The organism is Nocardia asteroides (genome assembly GCF_021183625.1).
In the GTDB taxonomy this organism is placed as follows: Bacteria; Actinomycetota; Actinomycetes; order Mycobacteriales; family Mycobacteriaceae; genus Nocardia; species Nocardia asteroides_A.
Map to the genome: position 1 here is coordinate 5,894,037 of NZ_CP089214.1, position 18,096 is coordinate 5,912,132.

An 18,096-nucleotide genomic window follows, 5' to 3' on the forward strand; every position below is an offset into this window, starting at 1 on the left:
GAAAGGGGTCAGCCGTGCGCCGCAGGCTGTTCGCCGCCGTTCTGCTCGCCGTTCTCGCCGCCACCGGCCTGACGGCGTGTAGCAGCTCGAGCGACCCCGACGTGCTCCGCGTCGGCACCGAGGGCACCTACGCGCCCTTCAGCTTCCAGGGCACCGACGGCGCGCTCACCGGCTACGACGTCGAGATCGCGCGGGCCGTCGGCGAGAAGCTGGGCAAGCGGGTCGAGTTCGTGCAGACGCCGTGGGACGCCATCTTCGCCGGGCTGGAGTCGCGCCGCTTCGACGTGGTCGCCAACCAGGTGACGGTGACCCCGGAGCGCAGCGAGAAGTACGGCATCTCCACCCCGTACACCCTCTCCGATGGCGTCGTCGTGACCCGCTCCGACGACAACTCGATCACCTCGCTCGCCGACCTGCGCGGCAAGACCAGCGCCCAGTCGGTCACCAGCAACTGGAACCAGGTCGCCACCGACGCCGGTGCGAAGGTCGAGGCCGTCGAGGGCTTCGTGCAGGCCGTGCAGCTGCTGAAGAACGGCCGGGTGGACGCCACCGTCAACGACAACCTCGCGGTCGCCGAGTACACCACCCGCACCGGCGACAGCGGCGTCAAGGTGGCCGCCGAGACCGGCTCCACCACCGAGCAGGCCTTCGCCACCCGCTCCGGCGACGCCCTGCTCGCCGAGCTGAACCGCGCCCTGGACGAGCTGCGCGCCGACGGCACCCTGAAGCGGATCTCGGAGAAGTACTTCGGCACCGACGTCAGCGCCCCCGCGGGCAACTGACCCCGGATGGATCCCGCCACCAGGGAGCTGATCCTGCACAACCTGGCGCCGATGCTGCGCGCCACGGTGACCATGACGCTCCCGCTCACCGCCGTCAGCTTCGTCATCGGGCTGGCGCTGGCGCTGCTGCTCGCGCTGGCCAGGTTGTCGCCGCTGTGGGTGCTCTCGGTGCCCGCCCGGGTCTACATCTCGATCATCCGCGGCACGCCGCTGCTGGTGCAGCTCTTCATCGTCTTCTACGCGCTGCCGCAGTTCGGCGTCGTCATCGACCCGTTCCCGGCCGCGGTGATCGCCTTCAGCCTCAATGTCGGCGGCTACGCGGCCGAGGTGGTGCGGGCGGCGATCCTCTCGGTGGCGCACGGGCAGTGGGAGGCGGCCTGGGCGGTGGGGCTGCGCTACCCGCAGATCCTGCGGCTGGTGATCCTGCCGCAGGCCGCCAGGATCGCCGTCCCGCCGCTGAGCAACACGCTGATCTCGCTGGTCAAGGACACCTCGCTGGCCTCGACGATCCTGGTCACCGAGCTGCTCAGGACCGCCCAGCTGGCGGCCGCGCCGACCTTCGACTTCTTCGCGCTGTACGGCGTGGCCGCGGTGTACTACTGGGTCATCTGCCTGGTGCTCGGCTTCGGCCAGACCCGGCTGGAGACGCGGCTCTCCCGGCACGTCGCGCGGTGAGCACCCGTTCACGAGAGCTTCATCCGCGCCGAGGAGGGCGAAAGGCCCGGGCAGGACTAGTCTCGACGCCGTGATGCGACGGACGAAGATTGTGTGCACTCTCGGACCGGCCACTGCCTCCGAGGACCGTATTCGCGAACTCGTCGAGAGCGGTATGGACGTTGCCCGGCTGAACTTCAGCCACGGTGAGCACGCGGACCACGCCGAGAACTACAAGAAGGTGCGGCAGGCCTCCGACCATGCCGGTCGCGCCGTCGGCATTCTCGCCGACCTACAGGGGCCCAAGATCCGGCTCGGGCGCTTCAAAGAGGGCCGTACCACCTGGGCCACCGGGGAAGAGGTGCGGATCACCGTCGACGAGGTCGACGGCACGCACGACCGGGTCTCCACCACGTACAAGGAGCTCGCCGCCGACGCCAAGGCGGGCGACCGGCTGCTGGTCGACGACGGCAAGGTCGGGCTCACCGTCACCGGGGTCGACGGCAACGACGTGATCTGCCGGGTCACCGAGGGCGGCCCGGTCTCCAACAACAAGGGCGTCTCGCTGCCCGGCATGAACGTCTCGGTGCCCGCGCTGTCGGAGAAGGACATCGAGGACCTGGAGTTCGCGCTCGCGCTCGGCGTCGACTTCATCGCGCTCTCCTTCGTGCGCTCGCCGTCGGACGTCGAGCTGGTGCACGACATCATGGACCGGGTCGGGCGCCGGGTGCCGGTGATCGGCAAGCTGGAGAAGCCGGAGGCCATCGACAACCTGGAGGCCGTCGTGCTGGCCTTCGACGCCGTCATGGTGGCCCGCGGCGACCTCGGCGTCGAGCTGCCGCTGGAGCAGGTGCCGCTGGTGCAGAAGCGGGCCATCCAGATGGCGCGGGAGAACGCCAAGCCGGTGATCGTGGCGACCCAGATGCTGGAGTCCATGATCGAGAACTCCCGCCCGACCAGGGCCGAGGCCTCGGACGTCGCCAACGCGGTGCTGGACGGCGCGGACGCGGTCATGCTCTCCGGCGAGACCTCGGTCGGCGCCTACCCGATCGAGACCGTGCGCACCATGGCGCGCATCGTGAACGCGGTGGAGTCCGAGTCGACGACGGTGCCGCCGCTGACCCACGTGCCGCGCACCAAGCGCGGCGTCATCTCCTACGCCGCGCGCGACATCGGCGAGCGGCTGAACGCCAAGGCGCTGGTCGCCTTCACCCAGTCGGGTGACACCGTGCGCCGTCTCGCGCGGCTGCACACCCCGCTGCCGCTGCTCGCCTTCACCCCGCTCCCGGAGGTGCGCAGCCAGCTCTCGCTCACCTGGGGAACGGAAACGTTCCTGGTCCCGACGGTGCACAGCACCGACGCCATGATCAAGCAGGTGGACACCGCGCTGCTCACCCTCGGCCGCTACCAGCGGGGTGACCTCGTGGTCATCGTGGCCGGGTCCCCGCCCGGAACCGTCGGTTCCACTAACCTGATCCACGTACACCGGATCGGTGAGGAGGACCATTAGTGAGTGACCTATCCGCTGCCATGTCCGTCCCGGCGACGGGCGGTGCGCACCCGTGACCCCGGCGGTTCCCGGCGCTGTCGGGGCCGGGACCGATCTCGACGTGCTGCTCGGCCTCCTCGACCTCGAGGAGGTCGGGGGGGACGTGTTCATCGGGCAGCACCCGGCGAAGGTCTGGAGCCGGACCTTCGGCGGCCAGCTGGTCTCGCAGGCCATCATCGCCGCGGGCCGCACCGTCGGCGACCGGCCGGTGCACGCGGTGAACGCGCACTTCGTGCGCGGTGGCGACGTCAAGAAGCCGATCGAGTACCACGTCGAACGGCACCGTGACGGGCGCGCCTTCGCCAACCGCACGGTCACCGCGAGCCAGGACGGACAGGAGCTGTTCGTCATGCTCGCGGCCTTCCAGGAGTGGGGCCGCGGGCTGGAGCACGCGCACGAGCGCCCCGACGTGCCCGACCCGGAGAGCCTGCCGCGCATCGAGCAGAGCTTCGCTGGGTTCGAGGACAAGCTGGAGATGTTCGTGAACGCCCCGCGGCCGATCGACCTCCGCTATACCAACGACCCGTCCTGGATCCTCAAGGGCACCGGGGAGAAGCTCAACCACAACCGGGTCTGGATGAAGGCCGACGGCACGCTGCCGGACGATCCGCTGCTGCACAACGCGACGCTCGGCTACTCGTCGGACACCACCGTGCTGGATTCGATCATCACCACGCACGGCCTCTCCTGGGGGCTGGACCGGATCGTCGCGGCGACGGTGAACCACTCGATCTGGTTCCATCGGCCGTTCCGCTTCGACGAGTGGACGCTGTACGCCACCGAGTCGCCGGTGGCGGCGGGGTCGCGCGGGCTCGCCACCGGGCGGTTCTACGCGCGCACCGGTGAACTGCTCGCCACCACCGTGCAGGAGGGCGTGATCCGGCACTTCCCGCCGCGTCGGCCGAAGAGTTAGCTGCCGCTGCCGCTGTCGCGGCGGTGGACTGCTGTCCGCTGTCGCGGCGGTGGACTAGATCCGCTCGCGGTCGGTGTCGAGGTCGAGGTCGGTGCGCTGTGAGGCGGAGAGCGTGAACGGGATCTCCGGCTCGTCGCCCGGGGTCGCGTAGAGCGCGAGCAGCAGCTTGTGCTCCAGCTCGGCGATATCGGCGTCGGTCAGCTCGGCCGGGGCGCCGACGAGGCTCAGCGCGATCTCGTAGCAGCCGCGCGCCCCCGGGGCCCGGTCCGGATTGTCGGTCCGCCACCGGGTTTCCAGGGCCGCGTGGCGGGGGTCGTCGGGGTCGACCGGCAGCGTGAAGCGCCAGGCGAAGACCTCCCGGTCCGCCAGGTGCGCGTCGACCTCGTCGCGCACCGCGCGCACTACGTGGTCGAGGGTCTCGGGGGTGAGGTAGACGTGGAGCGAAACATCCGAAATCCGCTTCGGCATGCCTGATTCCTGTCCTCGGGTCGCGCCGGAATCGGCGCAGGGCTCGTCCGCGGGGAGTGTAGCGCCGAGGTCCGCCGCGGGAACCGGCACCACGCCGCGCGGTCGATCACCGGGTGCGGTTGGCGGCGAGGAACGCCGAGAGCGGGGCCTGCGGCTGCGGGCGGATCACCAGCCCCAGCTGGACCTCCTCCACCGGCCGCGCCTGCTCGTACGGCGCGAGCGCGAGCAGCAGCGGCACCACCGCCTCCGCGATCCGATCACCCACCTCGCAGTAGGACTGCGCCGAGAGCCCGACCGGGTCGGCGATGTTCTCCCGGTGCACATACGCCAGATCGTTACGCGCGGCATGCAATTCGCCGATCGTCCGCGCCCCCGTCAGCTTCGCGATCCGCCGCGCCTCCAGCAGCGTGAAGGCCCGCGCCTGCGCCCCGAACCCCATCCCGCCCGCCTGGTCCCGGAGCTGATCGGTCATCGCCAGGATCAGATCCGCCCGATCCACCATCTCCGGCGTCAACCTGCGTGCCCTGAACCCATCCGGATCACCCCCGAGCCCGGAGATCGTCTGCGCCGCCAGCGGTTCCACCGGAAACCCGACCAGCGCGCGGGTCCCCGCGCTCTCCGCGGTGAGCCGGGGCAACTCGTAGTCGACCGCGAGGGCGCGCGTGAGCCGCTCGGCGATCGCCGAACGGCAGACGTTGCCATTGCAGACGAACAGGACGTGCATACGACAACGGTATGCAGGTCACAGCGCTGTCACGACCCCGCGCAGCGGGAAATCACACCCCGCCCGGCAAGTGTTCACCCGCAGGTCGGATACCGTACACGCCCCCCGGGGAACCCATCTCGGGTCTCTGCACCCGGTGCGTGAATTCTCGGAGTTCACCTCACTCCGAGCGGCCGCACCGGGACAACGGTTCACCGCACCCGGACCACCGCCGCCGGGCTCCGGTCCGTCCGGTTGTCCACCACCCGCACACCGCGCCACGGACAAACTTCCCGCCGAGACCCGCCGAACTGATGCAGAACGATCATTCCGCCCTCGACCGGTGCCGGGTGCGGCCCCGCCGGACACGCCACCCGCGCGATCTCGCTCCCCCGATACAGCACCGCCCCACACAGCGAGACCGGAATCCACGGTCCGTGTTCGCACCCCTGCTCACTCCTGCTCCCCACCGATATCCCCTGTTCGTCGTGGTTGTCGAGCGTGCTGACCGACAGCTTCGCGCCCGAGTCGGAGAAGCGGTGCCAAGTTTTCTGTCAGTTTCGAGCGGGACAACCGAGTCCAATCGGATCATGAGCGGTATGAGCGGTATGAGCGGAATTACGGACAACGGTGTGGGACAGCGAGTTCGGGGAACCCGCAAACTTCGCGGCTGGACCCAGGAACGCCTTGCGCAAGAAGTCGCCCGGTACTCCGACAGCGTCTCTCTGTCCCTCATCCGACAGGTCGAGCAGGGCCGCCTGCCCGCATCCCCCTCTTTCACCGCCGCGTGCGCACGAGCCCTCGAAGTGGCACCGGGTGACCTCTACGAAGAGACCTACCCGCGCACTACTCCGGACGAGCAGAAGATGCACGCCGGCATTCCCGAGATCCGGCGCGAACTCGCCGCTTATCACCTCCCGCCCGGCGATGTACCCATTCGGCCGTTCGCCGATCTCGCACGCGATGTCGCTCGCGCCTCACAACTGCGTCACCTGGTGAAACTCGGCGACCTGGGCCGACTACTCCCGCCATTGCTGCACGACCTCCGAGCGGCCAGGCACTCCACCACGGGCCCGGACGAAGAGCGCATCTTCGGCCTGCTCGCCGAGACGTTCGCCGCCACCTCCCAGGCCGTCTACAAACTCGGCTATACCGATCTGTCCTCGCTCGCGGTCGACCGTTACGAATGGGCAGCCGCCCGCTCCGGCGATGAACTCGCCGTCCTCGTCGGCGACTACCAGCGAGCCGGCGAACTCATCTGCGTAGCCGATTTCGCCGCCGCCGAACGCCTCCTGGCAACAAGCCGCTCCCGGCTCGAAGACGAACTGCACCGAGGCGACCAGGCCATCCTGGCCACCTACGGCAATCTGCACCTCAAATCCGCCCTCGCCGCCGCCCGATGGGGCAAACGCGACGCCGCCGACGTTCACTTGGAGGAGGCGAGGCAAATCGCGGCCCGCATCGGCACCGACCGCGACGACTACCGCCTCTGCTTCGGCCCCGCCAACGTCGCCATCTGGTCGGTAGGCCTCGCGGTCGAGTCGATGGACGGCACCGAAGCCGTCAAGCGCTCCGAGAACCTCCGCCTGCCACCCGAAACCCCCCGCGAACGAGTCGGACACCACTACATCGACCTCGCCCGCGGCCACCTCCTGAACGGCGACAGACAGCGTGCCTTCGCCGCCCTGCAAACCGCCAAGAAAATCACGCCAACCCAGACCCGCTACCATCCCATGGTCCGCGAAACCGTACGCACCCTCGCGCGTCAGGAAGCCCGTGCGACGGATACCGTCCGAGGCTTCGCCGCCTGGTGCGGAATCACCCACCTCGACTGAATTCGGGTACCCCGCCGATTCGGCGATCAGTTATGGCATTGCGCCGCCACCGCAGCCCGTACGCTCTCGCCATGGGATTCCTGTCGCGAATGCTCGTTCCCCGTAGCGTCCGACGCGCGATGCACCCCGTTCGCACTGTCAAGCGGAAAGCGACGCCGAAAAGCATAAAGAGGGCGCGGCGTGCACTGCACCCCATCGACAACGCTGTGTACGGTCTCGAGCGCAGTCTGAACACCGGACGTCGTCCCGCTCGCAGTGCGCAGGCGTACAACCATGGCAACTGCCCGGTGAACCACAGAACGGCTGCGGCCATGCAGAAATGCCGCCAACCGATAGCGCCGGAGCACCGGCCGTTCTCGTCATCCTCTGGCCCGAGTTTTCAGGGGATTTGAACCCCTGAGGCTGTGTCCGGTATTCCCTGCCGGTGGACAGCCTTGGTGCCGAGTGTGGGACTCGAACCCACACGCCCTTTCGGGCAACGGTTTTTGAGACCGTCGCGTCTGCCAGTTCCGCCAACCCGGCGCACCGGAAGCGACTATAGCCGCTCGGCGCCCCCGGCCGCGAAACGGCGGGGCGCGGCGGGTTCGCGCAGGGTATATGGGTTGTTCGGCGGGCTGAACGGTACTCTCTACAGCACTCGCATGCGGAACCAGAGGGGTCTACCAATGAGCAGTACAGCAGGGGGCGCCGGCCCGACGCGGGACACCGGTGCGAAGCGTGTCGTCGTCGCCGAGGACGAGACGCTCATCAGGATGGACCTGGTCGAGATGCTCACCGAAGAGGGCTACGAGGTGGTCGGCGAGGCCGGTGACGGGCAGCAGGCGGTCGACCTCGCGGTGGAGCAGAAACCCGATCTGGTGATCATGGACGTCAAGATGCCGCGCCGGGACGGGATCGACGCCGCCGCCGAGATCGCGTCGAAACGCGTTGCGCCGGTGGTGATCCTGACCGCCTTCAGCCAGCGCGACCTGGTGGAGCGGGCGCGCGACGCGGGGGCGATGGCCTACCTGGTGAAGCCGTTCACGAAGTCCGACCTGGTTCCGGCCATCGAGCTGGCGGCGAGCCGGTTCCACGAGATCACCGCGCTGGAGAGCGAGGTGGCGAACCTCTCCGAGCGGCTGGAGACCCGGAAACTCGTCGAGCGCGCCAAGGGCGTGCTGATGCAGACCCAGGGGCTCTCCGAGCCGCAGGCGTTCAAGTGGATCCAGCGCACCGCGATGGATCGGCGCACCACCATGAAGGCGGTCGCGGAGGTCGTGCTGGAGAATCTCGCGCCGCAGTGATCTGCGCGGCATTTTCGATACCCGCGGAACGCGTGTCAGGGGGTTGAGCGACGCCTCCGCGGAATCGTGGCGGGGAAATGCCGCCGTCGCGGCCGGAAATTTTACCTGCCGGAAACGTGAACTGCGCGAACAATTCGACACGAAGTCGTCTTCATGGAGCGATTGTGATGCGGATCCATCGTACCGACGCTATGTTTCTGACCGGGCTGGCGCGGTCGGCCTCCCCGGTCCGACCGGGGGAACACAGGAACGTAGAGGTGAGACGCGTGCTGAGTTCGACATGGCGAAGGCGCTCCACGCGCGGCGTGCTGGCACTCGGTGCCGTCGCCGCGCTGGTGCTGACCGGATGTGGCGACAAGTCGACGAGCGACGGTGCGGATTCGTCCGGCACCGCGGGTGCGGGCGGGTTGTCGATCCAGCCCGTGCTGCAGGTCGACGAGCAGGGCAAGGAGATCCCGAAGGTGGACGCCGCCGCGGCGGCCGATCCGGCGGGTGCCGGCGGCGCGACCTGCCCGGCGGGCACCTCGATCGCCATGGCCGGCGCGCTCACCGGCCCGGACGCGGCGCTCGGCATCAATATCGTCAACGGCGTGAAGCTGGCGCTGGACAAGCACAACAAGGCCAATCCGGGCTGCCAGATCGCGCTGAAGCAGTTCGACACCGAGGGTGACCCGCAGAAGGCGTCCCAGGTGATCCCGCAGATCGTCAACGATCCGACGGTGATCGGCCTGGTCGGCCCGGCCTTCTCCGGCGAGACCAAGGCGACCGGCCAGATCCTCAGCGACGCCGGGCTGGTCTCGGTCACCTCCTCGGCGACCAATGCCACGCTCACCGCGAACGGCTGGCAGACCTTCTTCCGCGGTCTGGCCAACGACGACGTGCAGGGCCCCTCGGTGGCGAACTACCTGGTGAACACCGCCGGGTACAAGAAGGTCTGCGTCGTGCAGGACAACACCGACTACGGCACCGGCCTGGCCAAGAGCATCACCGCAGGCCTCGGCGCCGCGGCCGACCCGGCCTGCGCCGCCAGCATCAAGAAGGGCGACAAGGACTTCTCGGCCACCGTCACCCAGATCTCGGCCGCGAAGCCGGACGCCATCTTCTACTCGGGCTACTACTCCGAGGGCGCCCCGCTGGCCCAGCAGCTGAAGTCGGGCGGCGTGGACGCGGTCTTCGTCTCCGCGGACGGCACCAACGACCCGCAGTTCGTCGCGCAGGCGGGCAGCTCGGCCAAGGGCGCGGTGCTCTCCTGCCCGTGCGGCCCGGCGCCGGAGACCTTCGCCAAGGAGTACGAGGCGCTGAACGGCCAGGCGCCCGGCGTGTACTCGGTCGAGGCCTACGACCTGACCACGATCCTGGCCAAGGGCATCGACGGCGGCGCGGTCACCAGGCCCGCCCTGCTCGACTACGTGAAGACCTACGACGGCGCCGGTCTGGCCCGCCAGTACAAGTGGAATCCGAACGGTGAACTGTCCAACGCGCTGATCTGGATCTACGAGGTCAAGTAGCCGGACGACCGGCGAAACGGCACGTGCGAACCCTGCCGGGGGGCGTACGTGCCGTTTCGTCCGGGGCCGAATCCGTGCGGGTGAAGATGAGGGCGAACTACGAATGACGACATCAACTCTGCTCGGCGCCGCCTACCTCGCCGACGGGTCGATCGACTTCAACTACGAGGGCGTAATCGACCAGTTCTGGCGGCTGACCGTCGACGGGCTGTCCTACGGCGCGATCTACGCGCTGGTCGCCGTCGGCTACACGCTGGTCTACGGCGTGCTGCGGCTGATCAACTTCGCCCACTCCGAGGTCTTCATGCTCGGGCTGTTCGGGCAGTACATCGGGCTCATGCTGCTCGGCTTCTCGCCGAGCGGCGACGTCTACTCCGAGGGCATCCTGCTCACCGTCACCTACCTGGGGCTGGCGATGCTCTTCGGGATGGCGGTCTCCGGCGCCGCCGCGGTGGGGCTGGAGCGGGTGGCCTACCGGCCGCTGCGCAAACGCGGAGCCAAGCCGCTGATCTTCCTGATCACCGCGATCGGCATGTCGTTCGTGCTGCAGGAGTTCGTGCACTTCGTGCTCCCGGAGATCTGGCCGGGGCTGGGCGGCACCAATGCCCAGCAGCCGATCATGCTGGTCGAGCCGAAGGTGCAGTTCAGCTTCGGCGGCGCCGACGTCACCAACGTGACGCTGGTGATCATCGCCGCCGCGGTGATCCTGGCGATCGCGACCGAGATCGTGATCAACCGGACCAAGTTCGGCCGCGGCATCCGCGCGGTCGCGCAGGACCCGGACACCGCGACCCTGATGGGCGTCTCCCGCGAGCGCGTCATCATGCTGACCTTCCTGATCGGCGGCGTCCTCGCCGGCGCCGCCGCGCTGCTCTACGCGCTCAAGATCCCGAACGGCATCATCTACTCCGGCGGTTTCGTGCTCGGCATCAAGGCGTTCAGCGCCGCGGTGCTCGGCGGCATCGGCAACCTGCGCGGCGCCCTGCTCGGCGGGTTGCTGCTCGGCCTCGCGGAGAACTACGGCCAGATCCTCTTCGGCACCGAGTGGCGCGACGTGGTCGCCTTCGTGGTGCTGGTACTGGTGCTGATGTTCCGGCCGACCGGCATCCTCGGTGAGAGTCTCGGGAAGGCACGCGTATGACCGACCACGACCCGGTGACGCAGCGCCTGCCGATCCAGCAGGCCGCGCCGCCGAAGGACCGCTCACCCGCGCCCGCACCGCCCGCGCGGCAGATGCACGGCGTCGGCGACGCGCTGCGCTCCTGGTGGGCGGGGCTCTCCCGGCCCGCCCAGTGGGCCGTCGGCGTGCCCGCGCTGATCGTGCTCGCGCTGCTCCCGCTCTTCCCGCCGCCCTTCCTGAACACGCCGGGCACCAGCTTCGGCGGGGTCATGGCGCAGTTCGCCATGTACGCGCTGATCGCCATCGGGCTCAACGTGGTGGTCGGCCAGGCCGGGCTGCTCGACCTCGGCTACGTCGGCTTCTACGCCGTCGGCGCCTACACCGTCGGGCTGCTGACCAGCCCGAACAGCCCGTGGAACCAGACCGACGGCGGCTGGCTGAACGAGGACTGGGCCTGGCTGGCCTGCGTGCCGATCGCGGTCGCGGTGACCGCGCTCTCCGGGCTGATCCTCGGCTCGCCCACGCTCCGGCTGCGCGGCGACTACCTGGCCATCGTGACGCTCGGCTTCGGCGAGATCGTCCGGCTGCTCGCCGACAACCTCGGCGACGTCACCAACGGCAGCCTCGGCCTCTCCGGGATCGCCTACCCGCGGGTCGGCGAGTCGGCGGAGAAGCCGAACGGCTACTTCTCCTCCGGCAATGTCGGCGACTCGAACTCGTCGAACCTGCTGGACAAGGCGAACTCCGGGGTCTGGTGGTTCTGGATCGGCATGATCTTGGTGATCATCGTGCTGCTGATCGTCGGCAACCTGGAGCGCAGCCGGGTCGGCCGCGCCTGGGTGGCGATCCGCGAGGACGAGGACGCCGCCGAGGTCATGGGGGTGCCCGCCTTCAAGTTCAAGCTCTGGGCCTTCATGATCGGCGCCGCCATCGGCGGGCTCTCCGGCGCGCTCTACGCGGGCCAGGTGCAGTTCATCAACCCGACCGGCTTCAACATCATCAACTCGATGCTCTTCCTCTGCGCGGTGGTGATCGGCGGGCAGGGCAACAAGCTCGGCGTGATCGTCGGCGCCTTCATCATCGTCTGGCTGCCGAACCGGCTGATGTCGGTGCAGCTGGTGGAGCAGAGCGCCACCGGCTACACGCTGCTCGCGGTCACGATCGTCGTGCTGATCGCGGCCGTCGTCGGGTGGCGGAAGTGGGCGCGGCACCAGGACCAGGCGGGGGTGCGGTACGGCTACGTTCTCGGGTCGATCGTTGTGCTGATCGGGCTGTTCGTCGTGCTCGACAACACGCTGGTGCTCCAGCAGCAGGGCGCGCAGTCGCTCGGCGACTTCAAGTACCTCTTCTTCGGCATCACGCTGGTGGTGCTGATGATCTTCCGGCCGCAGGGGCTCTTCCCGGCGCGGCAGAAGCTGCTCACCTACGGCCGCCAGATCTACCAGGCGGTCCGCAGACCGGCCGCCGGACCGAACGGAGAACGGGCATGACCGGGCCCGGTGCGGGTGACGCGCTGTTCGACAACGAGGACATGTCCGCGGGGTACCGCAGGCCGCCGGAGCCGGTGGAGTACGCGGGCGACGTCGAGGTGACGGCGGTGCTTCCGGTGCTCGCCGACCCCGACGCGGTCGCCGAGGTGGTGGCGCCGAGCCGGACGATCGACACCCCGGTCGGCGCCGCGCTGCTGCGCACCGACGGGCTGACCGTGAAGTTCGGCGGGCTGACCGCGCTGGACAGCGTCGACTTCGAGATCCGCCGCGGCGAGATCCTCGGGTTGATCGGGCCGAACGGCGCGGGCAAGACTACCTGCTTCAACGCCATCAGCGGGGTGTACCGGCCGACCTCGGGCACGGTGTACTTCGACGGCAAGCCGCTCACCAAGACCAAGCGCAACGCCATCACCAGGCTCGGCATCGCGCGCACCTTCCAGAACATCCGGCTCTTCGGCGAGATGACCGCGCTGGAGAACGTGGTGGTCGGCACCGACGCCAGGCACAAGACCTCGGTGCCCGGCGCGATCTTCCGCACCCCGCGGCACCGCCGCGAGGAGCGCGACGCCATCGAGCGCGGCATGGCGCTGCTGGAGTTCGTCGGCATCGCGCCGCGGGCGGTGGAGAAGGCGCGCAACCTCTCCTACGGTGACCAGCGCAGGCTCGAGATCGCCCGCGCGCTCGCCACCGAGCCGAAGCTGCTCTGCCTGGACGAGCCGGCCGCTGGGTTCAATCCCAGCGAGAAATCCGCGCTCATGGAGCTGATCCGCAAGATCCGCGACGACGGCTTCACGGTGCTGCTCATCGAGCACGACATGCGGCTGGTCATGGGCGTGACCGACCGGATCGTGGTGCTGGAGTTCGGCCGCAAGATCGCCGACGGGCTGCCCGCCGAGATCCGGGAGAACCCGGACGTGATCGCCGCCTACCTCGGCGTGCCCGACGACGAAGAACAGGGGCAGTGATGGCTGACACCGAGGTGCTGCTCGACGTCACCGACATGGTGGTGAACTATGGCCGGATCCAGGCGCTGCACGGGGTCTCGTTGCAGGTCAGGCAGGGTGAACTGGTGACACTGCTCGGCGCCAACGGCGCGGGCAAGACCACCACCATGCGCGCGCTCTCCGGGCTGCTGCCGCTCACCGGCGGCCGGGTGGTCTTCGACGGCGAGGACATCACGCACGTCAAGGCGCACGAGCGGGTGGGCCGCGGGCTCATCCAGGCGCCAGAGGGCCGCGGCGTCTTCCCCGGCATGACCGTGCTGGAGAACCTGGAGATGGGCTGCTACGCCCGGCCGTTCGAGGAGAAGGCGGGGTACGCGAAGACCCTGGACTGGGTCTTCGAGCTCTTCCCGCGGCTGGCCGAGCGGCGCAAGCAGGTCGGCGGCACGCTCTCCGGCGGCGAGCAGCAGATGCTCGCCATCGGCCGCTCGCTGATGGCGCGGCCGCGGCTGCTGCTGCTGGACGAGCCGTCGATGGGGCTGGCGCCCATGGTGATCCAGCAGATCTTCCGGATCATCGGGCAGATCAACGCCGAGGGGACGACGGTGCTGCTGGTCGAGCAGAACGCGCAGCAGGCGCTGGCGCGCAGCACCCGCGCCTACATCCTGGAGACCGGTGAGGTGACCAAGACCGGTGGCGGCCGCGAGCTGCTCACCGATCCCGCCGTGAAATCGGCGTACCTCGGCGTCGGCTGAGCCGGGGCCGCCGCGGCCGCGCGGTGGAAGTGCCTGCTCCGCGGGGGTTTCCGCCGTGCCGGGCGGCGGTGCGCTGGCCGCGGGGCCGCGGTGGCCGCTCCGGACGGGCTTGCGGTGCGCACGGCGCTCCGCTTCCATGGAGCCGGTGGTGCGGGCAACGGCGCCGGTGCCACCGCGGAGCGAGGGGGAACGATGAGCGGGCCGTGGTGGAGCCGGCCGCGCCGGTTGATCGCCCTCGCGGCGGGTGCGGCGGTGATCGGGCTGGTGCTGGCCGCCGGGGTCTCCGGGCCCGCGCACCGGACCGTCGAGCCGCCGACCGAGCTGCGCGCGGCGCGCGGCGTCGCGGCCGGCCCCGGCTTCGCGGGCGTGCTCGACGAGGCAGCCCGCCCGGCCGGTGACGACGCGCCGCCGGTGGCCGAGCTGCCGCTGGCCGGGGTGCCGCTGCGCGCGGGGCCCGGCGCGCCCGACCCGCGCCCGGTCTTCGCGCTCGCCGACCACCCGCTGCTGGCCAGGCACGCCGGGCTGGCCAGGATCAGCTGCGAGCTGCCGCCCTGGCACGACGAGCCGCGCGGCGCCGACGCGTTCCTGCGCGCGACGCTGGACTGCCTGGACGACAGCTGGTCGGTGACGCTGCGCAACGCCGGGCTCCCCTTCCGCCCGCCGCGGCTGGAGCTGCCCGCCGCCGGGGCCCGCAGCGCGTGCCCGGACCGGCTGCCCGGCCCGGCGGACCGGCCGTTCTACTGTCCGGCCGAGGAGAGCATCGTCGTCCCCGCCGCTGCGCTGCGGCCGCTCGGCGCCGGGTCGAGGCGCGGCACCCAGCTCGCCGCGCTCGGGCACGAGTACGGCCACCACGTGCAGCAGCTCGTCGGCGTGCTGCGCGCCTACACCGACGCGCGCACCGCCGCGGGCTGGAGCTCCGAGCGCGGCCAGGAGCAGAGCCGCAGGCTCGACCTGCAGGCGTGGTGCTTGTCCGGCATGTTCCTCGGCACCAACCACGGCCGCGGCGACATCGACCGGCGCACCTGGGAGGAGGCCGCGAGCGCGGTTCGGGCCGGCGGCGACCGGCCGGGCGAGCCGCGGCTGCTCGGCAGCCCGGAGTCGGTGTGGGGCTGGTGGCGCTGGGGTTCGGACACCGGCGACACCTGGGAGTGCAACAGCTGGTACGCGGCCGCGTCGCACGTCGGCTGAGCCGCGCGGGTCCCGGCCCGGATGTCGGAGCCGGTCCCTAGACTCACGGTGTGACTTCACCGACCACGCAGCCAGCCACCTCCGCCGCCGCCCCGACCGCGGGCGGTGACCGGCCGACGTTGCTGCTGCTGGACGGGCACTCGATCGCCTACCGCGCCTTCTTCGCACTGCCCGCGGAGAACTTCAAGACCGTCACCGGGCAGACCACGAACGCCGTCTACGGCTTCACCGCCATGCTGATCAACCTGCTCAGGGACGAGAAGCCGACGCACGTGGCGGCCGCCTTCGACGTCTCCCGCGCGACCTTCCGCACCGAGGCGTACCCCGCGTACAAGGCGAACCGCAGCGCCACCCCGGACGAGTTCCGCGGCCAGGTCGAGCTGACCAAGGACGTGCTCGCCGCGCTCGGCATCCCGGTGATGGCGATCGAGGGCTACGAGGCCGACGACGTGATCGCCACCATCACCACCCAGGCGCTGCGCGACGGCTTCCGGATCCTGGTCGTCACCGGCGACCGCGACGCCATCCAGCTGGTGAACGACGACGTCACCGTGCTCTACCCGCGCAAGGGCGTCTCCGACCTGACCCGCTTCACCCCCGGGGAGGTGCAGGCCAAGTACGGCCTCACCCCCGCCCAGTACCCGGATTACGCGGCGCTGCGCGGCGACCCGAGCGACAACCTGCCCGGCATCCCCGGCGTCGGGGAGAAGACCGCGGCCAAGTGGATCCGCGAGTACGGCGACCTGGCCGCGCTGGTCGACCGGGTGGACGAGGTCAAGGGCAAGGTCGGCGACGCACTGCGCGCCAACCTGAGCAGCGTGGTGCTGAACCGGCAGCTCACCGAGATGGTGAAGGACGTCCCGCTGCCGTACACCCCGGAGCAGCTGGCCAAGGCGCCGTGGGACCGGAACAGGATCCACCAGCTCTTCGACGACCTGGAGTTCCGGGTGCTGCGCGACCGGATCTTCGAGACGCTGGCCCCGCCGGAGCCGGAGGCCGAGTCCGGCTTCGAGATCAGCGGCGGCGCGCTGGAGGTCGGTGCGGTCGGCGAGTGGCTCACCGCACACGCGAAAGCCGGTGCGCGGCACGGCCTCTCGGTGGTCGGCAGCGGCAGCCCGGCCGCCGGTGACGTACGCGCGCTCGCCATCGCCGCGGCGGACGGCGAGGGCGGCTACATCGACACGACGGTGCTCACCCCGGAGGACGAGGCCGCGCTCGGCGCCTGGCTGGCCGACCCGGCGGTGCCGAAGGCGCTGCACGAGGCGAAGGCCGCCATCCACGCGCTGCGCGGCCGCGGCTGGAGCCTCGGCGGCCTCGCCACCGACACCGCGCTCGCCGCCTACCTGGTGCGCCCGGGCCAGCGCAGCTTCAACCTGGACGACCTCTCGCTGCGCTACCTGCGCCGCGAGCTGCGCGCCGAGGTGGACGAGACCCCGCAGCTCTCGCTCCTGGACGAGGAGGACGCCGCCGACGTCGAGCTGGCCACCGCCGAGATGCTGCGCGCCCGCGCCGTCGCCGACCTGGCCGACGCGCTCGACGAAGAGCTGGCGAAGATCGAGTCGGTGCCGCTGCTCACCGAGATGGAGCTGCCGCTGCTCGGCGTGCTCGCGGGTCTGGAGGAGTCCGGCATCGCGGTCGACACCGACCAGCTCGGCACGCTGCAGCGCACCTTCGCGGAGAAGGTGAACGACGCCGCCGAGGCGGCCTACGGCGTGATCGGCAAGCAGATCAACCTGGGCTCGCCCAAGCAGCTGCAGGTGGTGCTCTTCGACGAGCTGGACATGCCGAAGACCAAGCGCACCAAGACCGGCTACACCACCGACGCCGACGCGCTGGAATCGCTCTTCGAGAAGACCGAGCACCCCTTCCTCGAGCACCTGCTCGCGCACCGCGACGCCACCCGGCTCAAGGTCACGGTGGACGGGCTGCTCAAGTCGGTCGCCGACGACGGCCGCATCCACACCACCTTCAACCAGACCATCGCCGCCACCGGCCGGCTGTCATCGACCGAGCCGAACCTGCAGAACATCCCGATCCGCACCGACACCGGCAGGCAGATCCGCGACACCTTCGTCGTCGGCGCGGGCTACGCCGAGCTGATGACCGCCGACTACAGCCAGATCGAGATGCGGATCATGGCGCACCTCTCCGGCGACGAGGGGCTGATCGAGGCCTTCAACTCCGGCGAGGACCTGCACACCTTCGTGGCGTCGAAGGCCTTCGACATCCCGATCTCCGAGGTGCACCCGGAGATGCGGCGGCGGATCAAGGCCATGTCCTACGGCCTGGCCTACGGGCTCAGCGCCTTCGGCCTCTCCGCTCAGCTCAAGATCAGCACCGCCGAGGCGAAGGAGCAGATGGAGACCTACTTCGCCCGCTTCGGCCGGATCCGCGACTACCTGTACGAGGTGGTGGAGCAGGCCCGCAAGGTCGGCTACACGCAGACGCTCTTCGGCCGCCGCCGCTACCTGCCCGACCTGGACACCAGCAACCGGCAGCGCCGCGAGGCCGCCGAGCGGATGGCGCTGAACGCGCCGATCCAGGGCACCGCCGCCGACATCATCAAGGTCGCCATGATCAACGTGCACAACGCCATCGCGGCCGCCGGGCTGCGCTCCCGGATGCTGCTGCAGATCCACGACGAGCTGGTCTTCGAGGTCGCCGACGGCGAGCGGGCCGAGCTGGAGCGGCTGGCCCGCGAGGAGATGTCGGCGGTGCTCGAGATGTCGGTGCCGCTGGACGTCTCGGTGGGCACCGGGCGCAGCTGGAACGCCGCCGCGCACTGACCCCCTTCGCTGCCTGCGAACCCAGGTTTGCGATCAGGGTGAGTTGTACCGGGGTCTTCGCTGGGGGGTAGCTCTACGGTGGCGTGTCATATGAGCGTTCCCGCATACGAGTGCGAAGGAT

The 18,096-nt window shown here is 70.0% G+C and carries 15 protein-coding genes and 1 tRNA gene; 13 read left to right on the forward strand and 3 right to left on the reverse strand.

Features of this window, described 5'->3' with window-relative positions:
* The first annotated feature begins 14 nt into the window (after positions 1–14).
* The 4 genes from LTT61_RS27185 (at position 15) to LTT61_RS27200 (ending at position 3,898) form a co-directional block, all read left to right on the forward strand.
* The gene (locus LTT61_RS27185) at positions 15–782 is read left to right on the forward strand and encodes an amino acid ABC transporter substrate-binding protein (protein ID WP_233016855.1); all 768 of its coding nucleotides are present in this window, start codon (positions 15–17) and stop codon (positions 780–782) included.
* Positions 783–788: 6 nt separating this feature from the next.
* Complete coding sequence (locus tag LTT61_RS27190) at positions 789–1,457, forward strand: amino acid ABC transporter permease (RefSeq protein ID WP_269821805.1); 669 nt, start codon at positions 789–791, stop codon at positions 1,455–1,457.
* Positions 1,458–1,527: 70 nt separating this feature from the next.
* Positions 1,528–2,946, forward strand: a complete 1,419-nt coding sequence (gene pyk, locus LTT61_RS27195) for a pyruvate kinase (RefSeq protein ID WP_233016856.1) — start codon at positions 1,528–1,530, stop codon at positions 2,944–2,946.
* Between the two features lie 52 nt (positions 2,947–2,998).
* On the forward strand, positions 2,999–3,898 hold the full coding sequence (locus LTT61_RS27200) for an acyl-CoA thioesterase (RefSeq protein WP_233016857.1): 900 nt from the start codon (positions 2,999–3,001) through the stop codon (positions 3,896–3,898).
* A gap of 54 nt (positions 3,899–3,952) precedes the next feature.
* On the opposite strand, the gene LTT61_RS27205 is transcribed toward LTT61_RS27200, so the two are convergent.
* Together LTT61_RS27205 and LTT61_RS27210 are read right to left on the reverse strand one after the other, a co-directional pair.
* On the reverse strand, positions 3,953–4,366 hold the full coding sequence (locus LTT61_RS27205; protein WP_233016858.1) for a hypothetical protein: 414 nt from the start codon (positions 4,364–4,366) through the stop codon (positions 3,953–3,955).
* 106 nt (positions 4,367–4,472) lie between these two features.
* Positions 4,473–5,090, reverse strand: a complete 618-nt coding sequence (locus tag LTT61_RS27210) for a low molecular weight phosphatase family protein (protein WP_233016859.1) — start codon at positions 5,088–5,090, stop codon at positions 4,473–4,475.
* Positions 5,091–5,659: 569 nt separating this feature from the next.
* Between LTT61_RS27210 and LTT61_RS27215 the strand changes: the two genes are divergently transcribed.
* A complete protein-coding gene (locus LTT61_RS27215; RefSeq protein WP_233016860.1) occupies positions 5,660–6,904 on the forward strand; it encodes a helix-turn-helix domain-containing protein in 1,245 nt (414 codons plus the stop codon).
* Between the two features lie 435 nt (positions 6,905–7,339).
* On the opposite strand, the gene LTT61_RS27220 is transcribed toward LTT61_RS27215, so the two are convergent.
* Positions 7,340–7,426 (reverse strand) — tRNA-Leu (locus LTT61_RS27220).
* Positions 7,427–7,569: 143 nt separating this feature from the next.
* Here LTT61_RS27220 and LTT61_RS27225 point away from each other — a divergent pair.
* From LTT61_RS27225 to polA, 8 genes are all read left to right on the forward strand, one after another.
* Complete coding sequence (locus LTT61_RS27225; RefSeq protein WP_233016861.1) at positions 7,570–8,187, forward strand: ANTAR domain-containing response regulator; 618 nt, start codon at positions 7,570–7,572, stop codon at positions 8,185–8,187.
* 305 nt (positions 8,188–8,492) lie between these two features.
* Positions 8,493–9,695 carry a branched-chain amino acid ABC transporter substrate-binding protein gene (locus LTT61_RS27230; protein ID WP_233021222.1) on the forward strand — a complete coding sequence of 401 codons (1,203 nt, stop codon included), beginning with the start codon at positions 8,493–8,495 and terminating at the stop codon, positions 9,693–9,695.
* A 103-nt stretch (positions 9,696–9,798) separates the two neighbouring features.
* Positions 9,799–10,836, forward strand: a complete 1,038-nt coding sequence (locus LTT61_RS27235; protein ID WP_233016862.1) for a branched-chain amino acid ABC transporter permease — start codon at positions 9,799–9,801, stop codon at positions 10,834–10,836.
* A 92-nt stretch (positions 10,837–10,928) separates the two neighbouring features.
* Complete coding sequence (locus LTT61_RS27240; RefSeq protein WP_233021223.1) at positions 10,929–12,305, forward strand: branched-chain amino acid ABC transporter permease; 1,377 nt, start codon at positions 10,929–10,931, stop codon at positions 12,303–12,305.
* Entirely contained in the window at positions 12,302–13,270 is a 969-nt protein-coding gene (locus tag LTT61_RS27245; protein WP_233016863.1) for an ABC transporter ATP-binding protein, read from the forward strand. The genes LTT61_RS27240 and LTT61_RS27245 overlap by 4 nt, the downstream gene beginning before the upstream one ends.
* Positions 13,270–14,001 (forward strand): ABC transporter ATP-binding protein, encoded by a 732-nt coding sequence (locus tag LTT61_RS27250; RefSeq protein WP_233016864.1) that lies wholly within the window; start codon positions 13,270–13,272, stop codon positions 13,999–14,001. Before LTT61_RS27245 ends, LTT61_RS27250 begins: the two co-directional genes overlap by 1 nt.
* A 192-nt stretch (positions 14,002–14,193) precedes the next feature.
* A complete protein-coding gene (locus LTT61_RS27255) occupies positions 14,194–15,189 on the forward strand; it encodes a neutral zinc metallopeptidase (protein ID WP_233016865.1) in 996 nt (331 codons plus the stop codon).
* Between the two features lie 50 nt (positions 15,190–15,239).
* Complete coding sequence (gene polA / locus LTT61_RS27260; protein ID WP_233016866.1) at positions 15,240–17,975, forward strand: DNA polymerase I; 2,736 nt, start codon at positions 15,240–15,242, stop codon at positions 17,973–17,975.
* Positions 17,976–18,096: the final 121 nt, after the last annotated feature.